We start from the raw sequence: 4,688 nt of genomic DNA on the forward strand, positions 1-4,688 counted from the left end.
ACTCCTGCCGGTTCAGCTGTGCCTTTCAGCACGGGTTACCAGCTTTACCTGGCGTTACCGGCAGGCCTCCCCGGGTAAGAGCGTTAACCTTCGCCCCGCGCCCGCCCCATATACTCTACCGCCCCTTGGCAGCCTGGGATTTCGCTGTGTTATGCCAGCTCATCCGAACGGTCTAGCCTCCTATGGGGTTCTTGTTCATCAGGCCGTGGCTTTGCCTCCAACTTCCTTCAGATTCCACCTCGCAGTGGACACCCTTGCCTTCGGCTAGCAGGCTAGTGCTGCCTCGCCTGCAGTGGACTTTCACCACCGAGTTAACGCCCATGCCGGGCGCACATAGATAAAAGGCCCGAAACGGGCCTTAATTTATTATTTTCTGGAAGCAGCGATCGTAGAAGAAAGATTGAAAAAGCTTTTCTTCGAACCGGAATAATCCCAAGAGAAAGATTCCGGCCTCCGCCCCTCTAAGTGAAGTCATCTCCGAGGCCCTGGAAGCCGAATTTTTAGCGGTAAACGGGAGGGCATATTCTGCTCTCCCGCTTTTTCTATAACGATTCCCGGTACATCTGCCTTATGTCCTCGTAGGCCGGGCTACCCGGTGTTGTTTTCAGGTTATGCCCCATGTAATTATATACGTGCTGCGCCAGTTTTTCTATATCTTCTTCTTTAACTCCAAACAGGGATATACTGTCCGGCAGGCCGAGTTCTTTTATCATTTCCTCTATGGCGGTTACAGCTTTCTGTGCTGCTTCCTCCGCGGAAAGTCCCTCTGTGTCCAATCCCATGGCTTTCGCCGCCCTCGCCAGCCTTTCCACGGTACGGGGCTTCACGAACCTCAAAAACGCCCCGGCTATCGGTGCCATTCCCTCGCCGTGGGATGCTCCGTAGAAGCTGCTCAGGGGGTGTTCCATCGCATGGAGCACGCACACCCCGGAATGTCCTATGGCCATACCGGCCATGGTGCTTGCCAGAGCCATAGCCTCGCGGCTGTCCGGATCCGCGCCATCCGCACAGGCTTTTATTAAATTCCTGTATATGAGCTCCATAGCCTTGAGGGACAGGATTTCGGTAAAGGGCTGGCTTCTGAGGCTCAGGAACGATTCCAGCGCGTGGAAAAAGGCGTCGATACCCGTCGAAGCCGTTACTTCGCGGGGCATTGTAGCAGTTAGGTCTGGGTCAACGATGGAGACTTTTGCAAAAATCGACGGATTTCTGAAACCTTTCTTAACCATAGTCACCGGGTTTGTCATAACTGCTATGTTGTTGGCCTCGCTCCCGGTGCCGGAGGTGGTGGGTATAAGAATCAGCGGCAATGCTCTCTCTCCGGACCTGCCCTCCATGTAATCGGCTATCGGCCCGTCATTGACGGCTGCAAAGGCTATACCCTTGGCCGTATCCATAGCGCTGCCGCCGCCAAGGCCTATGACCAGGTCGACTTTGTTTTCCCTGGCCAAATCAGCGCCCCTGTCAACAGTAGTGGTCAAGGGGTTGGGTTCAACACCGTCAAACAGCACCCATTGCACACCGTTTTCCTCAAGGCTTTTCGTAAGTCTTTCCAGGCTGCCCGCCTTCCTGGCGCTGGATTTTCCGGTAACAACGAGAGCTCTTTTACCTAATCCTTTCGCATAAAAGCCCGCTTCTTTTACTTTTCCCCTACCGAAAATTATGCGTGACGGAACAAAAAATTGAAAATCCATTTTCAAATACCTCCGTTTCAATTTATTTAGCTTTCTCAAAGATTTGCACTGGTTTTTTGCGCCGGAGAAACCCGCCTTTTATCGACCAGGTTCAAAGCGAACATGCCCGTTGCCCCGAAGGCCGCAATAAAAAAGCTTAGCGGCCAGACCCACCTAACGCCGTGGTATTTGAGGAACATGCCGGTCAGCCAGGGGCTTATGCTGAATCCGGCGCCCATTATCAGGGGAATTACGGCGTTAATCCTGCCCCTGTGGGATGCCGGCGTGTACTCGGCTATAAAAGCTCTTTCATTGACTGCACACAGTATTTCGCCCAGCGTCCATATAAAAGTGGACAGCAGCAGGATCCACGGATTTTTCGCAAACATTATCATCCCGAAGCCCAAGGCATAAAGCATTCCAGCCCCGGCTATGTTTATGAGGCTCCTCAGGTTAGAGGTAAGATTCGTGACCAGGGTCGTGCAAACCACCACCGTCACCGCATTGGCGCTCATAACACTGCCGTAGAGTTTGGGCCCCGCGTCACCGAAAAGCTCCTTCAAGTAAATCGGCAGAGAGAAGGTGCTCTGGCTGTAGACCAGGGTGTAAAGCACGCTTATCAGAGCGTAAACCAGCAGTACAGGGCGTTTCAGCAGCACCGCCAGGGTACTGCCCTCCTCGAATCTTTCGTATTCCGAAAGAGCAGCATCGTCGATTTTACCCCTCTCCGGTTTGGTCTCCGGCACGCCCAGCGCAATAAGCCCCAGGGCAATAAAGGTTGCGAGGGCGTCACCGATAAAAAGGAGTTTCAGGTAATTTTTATACAGGAAACTAGCCAGGATAGGGCCGACCGCAAAACCCAGGTTGTGAAAAAGGTAAGACAGGGAAAAAGCCTCTTTACGGTTGCCGGTATTGGTCAGATCCACGATGACCGAGGTCTCTGCGGGAGCGGATACAGATAAGGCAAAGCTCGAAAAGATCAGTAGATTGATGAGAAGGGACGTATTGGCGGAAAAGGCGCAGACCACCAGGCTCAGGGCCGACAGCGCGCCGAAGATGATCATCACTTTTTTCCGGCCTATACTATCGCACAGCCTTCCGCCCAGGATGGAACCCGGTATCCTCACCATCGAAGAAATCGATACCAAAAGCCCTGCATAATCCGGCGAAAGCCCCATCCTGTCGGTTAAAAACAGCGTCAAAAACGGCCTGACGAAAGTCCCCATGGAATTTATCAGGTTCGCAAACGCTATTATGTAAATGGATCCGGGAAGAGAGGCGTATTTTTTAAACACAGAATCCATCCCCTAACGTCACTCATTTCTTATGATTATACCACAATTTAGTCACCCTGGCTTTTATAAGATTTATTTCTGCCTTGCCGGCTGATTCTATTTCGGTATGGGTCTGTATTATTTCTCGTGCTGTACCGGTTGAATTTTTTGAACCCCCTCGCTCTTCTCCGTTTTTCTAAAAAAATTACAACAGATAACCCTTTAAAGCATATTACGCCTATAAGTTAAAACAAAATTTTTTTAAATTTATGAACGTATTTTACTATTCCATTCCTGCAAGACGGCTGTCAACTGTTAGTTTGGGGAAGGTCCGTATCAAGATTTTATAGGATATCCGTCCCAGGATGCACCTCAATTTATTGAGGGAAGACGTCACCTGACAGATTGAATTGTTACTTAACTTTTTGTTTGATATAATATTTTTGCAAGGCCAGCAATCCAAATGTGGTAGGTTAAACCCGTATCCGGAAAGGAAGTTTTGAAATATGCTTATTGAAAGTTTTAAAAATACCCTTAGCAAGGTGCTGGAAGCCTGCCGTGAGATTTACGGCGAAGACCTGATAACCCTGGCGGTCTTCGGTTCCGTAGCGAGGGGGACGCCTAACCCGGAATCGGATATAGACCTTTTGCTTATAGCCCGGAATCTCCCCTCCGGACGCCTCAAGCGCATGGAGCAGTTCGGCAGAGTTGAAGACCTCCTGATTTCATGGATGGACGGCCTCAGAAAGATCGGGATCAACACCTCGCTTTCTCCGGTCATAAAGACTCCGGAAGAGGTGCTTGCCGGAAGCCTCCTTTTTCTAGATATGATCGACGATGCATTAATACTTTACGATAGGGAGAATTTCTTCACCCGTTTTTTACAGGAATTTTCTTCAAAACTCAGGCAATTGGGCGCAAAAAAGGTCGTAACCGGAGAGCGATGGCACTGGGTATTGAAACCCGACTATACGCACGGTGAGGTGTTTGATATATGACCAATGTCACACTGGCGGAAAGCTACCTGGAAAAGGCCAGAGTTCGCCTGAAAATGATAAAATTCCTGCTGGAAGAAAAAGCCTACTCTGATATCATAAGAGAAGCCCAGGAAGCGGTGGAACTCGCGTTAAAAGGAATATTGAGAAAAATCGGCGTAGAACCGCCCAAACAGCACGATGTAGGCTACCTTCTATTTGAATACCGGGATAAACTGCCCGCTGAAGTCGCAGAACAGGTCGATAAACTAGCTTCCATTTCAAAATGGCTCAGAAAGGAAAGAGAATTTTCTTTTTACGGTGACGTCGACTTTATTCCTACGCTGGAGTACACGCGGGAGGATGCGGAAAAAGCTTACGGTGACCTGAAAACGGTCGTAGAGGCAGCTGAAAAGGTCATTCTTCCCAAAAATAAATAACCCCGAATGGGGGTTTCAGACTGTCGACAAAGTAACTGTCGACAGTCTTTTTTTGCAAAAGCTAGTACAAAAATCATCAGCTTTTTAGTAAAATTAAAGAAGATACAAAAATATTGTGGGGCGATGAAATGTTAACGAAGAAAAATCGAGAAATAATAGAGCAGGTAGAATTAGTAAGCATCGATAGCTTAGTACCTCAAGACCATCTCCTTAGGGCAGTAGAAGAAAGCATCGACTTTAATTTCATTTATGATGAAGTAAAAGACCTATATAGCGAAAATACAGGAAGACCTAGTATTGACCCGGTAGTGTTAATTAAGCTACTCA

The 4,688-nt window shown here is 48.8% G+C and carries 6 protein-coding genes; 3 read left to right on the forward strand and 3 right to left on the reverse strand.

Annotated elements, in window-relative coordinates; translation table 11 throughout:
* Window positions 1-172: 172 nt before the first annotated feature.
* From LZ11_RS12420 to LZ11_RS12065, 3 genes are all read right to left on the reverse strand, one after another.
* On the reverse strand, window positions 173-322 hold the full coding sequence (locus LZ11_RS12420) for a hypothetical protein (protein ID WP_170240234.1): 150 nt from the start codon (window positions 320-322) through the stop codon (window positions 173-175).
* 220 nt (window positions 323-542) lie between these two features.
* Window positions 543-1,694 (reverse strand): iron-containing alcohol dehydrogenase, encoded by a 1,152-nt coding sequence (locus LZ11_RS12060; protein ID WP_148868106.1) that lies wholly within the window; start codon window positions 1,692-1,694, stop codon window positions 543-545.
* Window positions 1,695-1,729: 35 nt separating this feature from the next.
* Window positions 1,730-2,968 carry an MFS transporter gene (locus LZ11_RS12065; RefSeq protein WP_170240388.1) on the reverse strand — a complete coding sequence of 413 codons (1,239 nt, stop codon included), beginning with the start codon at window positions 2,966-2,968 and terminating at the stop codon, window positions 1,730-1,732.
* A gap of 485 nt (window positions 2,969-3,453) precedes the next feature.
* Between LZ11_RS12065 and LZ11_RS12070 the strand changes: the two genes are divergently transcribed.
* The 3 genes from LZ11_RS12070 to LZ11_RS12080 all read left to right on the forward strand — a co-directional run.
* A complete protein-coding gene (locus tag LZ11_RS12070; RefSeq protein WP_148868108.1) occupies window positions 3,454-3,945 on the forward strand; it encodes a nucleotidyltransferase domain-containing protein in 492 nt (163 codons plus the stop codon).
* Window positions 3,942-4,361, forward strand: a complete 420-nt coding sequence (locus tag LZ11_RS12075) for a HEPN domain-containing protein (RefSeq protein WP_148868109.1) — start codon at window positions 3,942-3,944, stop codon at window positions 4,359-4,361. The genes LZ11_RS12070 and LZ11_RS12075 overlap by 4 nt, the downstream gene beginning before the upstream one ends.
* A 128-nt stretch (window positions 4,362-4,489) precedes the next feature.
* Window positions 4,490-4,688 (forward strand): transposase (locus tag LZ11_RS12080; RefSeq protein ID WP_484421977.1); only part of this gene is annotated, 199 nt, incomplete at its 3' end.

The organism is Thermosediminibacter litoriperuensis (assembly GCF_008124715.1).
GTDB lineage: Bacteria > Bacillota > Thermosediminibacteria > Thermosediminibacterales > Thermosediminibacteraceae > Thermosediminibacter > Thermosediminibacter litoriperuensis.

What these genes read in the sequence shown, in the direction of transcription:
- LZ11_RS12420 (WP_170240234.1), bottom strand. Translation starts at nt 322, where the DNA reads ATGGGCGTTAACTCGGTGGTGAAAGTCCACTGCAGGCGAGGCAGCACT.
- LZ11_RS12070 (WP_148868108.1), top strand. Translation starts at nt 3,454, where the DNA reads ATGCTTATTGAAAGTTTTAAAAATACCCTTAGCAAGGTGCTGGAAGCC.
- LZ11_RS12075 (WP_148868109.1), top strand. Translation starts at nt 3,942, where the DNA reads ATGACCAATGTCACACTGGCGGAAAGCTACCTGGAAAAGGCCAGAGTT.
- LZ11_RS12060 (WP_148868106.1), bottom strand. Translation starts at nt 1,694, where the DNA reads ATGGATTTTCAATTTTTTGTTCCGTCACGCATAATTTTCGGTAGGGGA.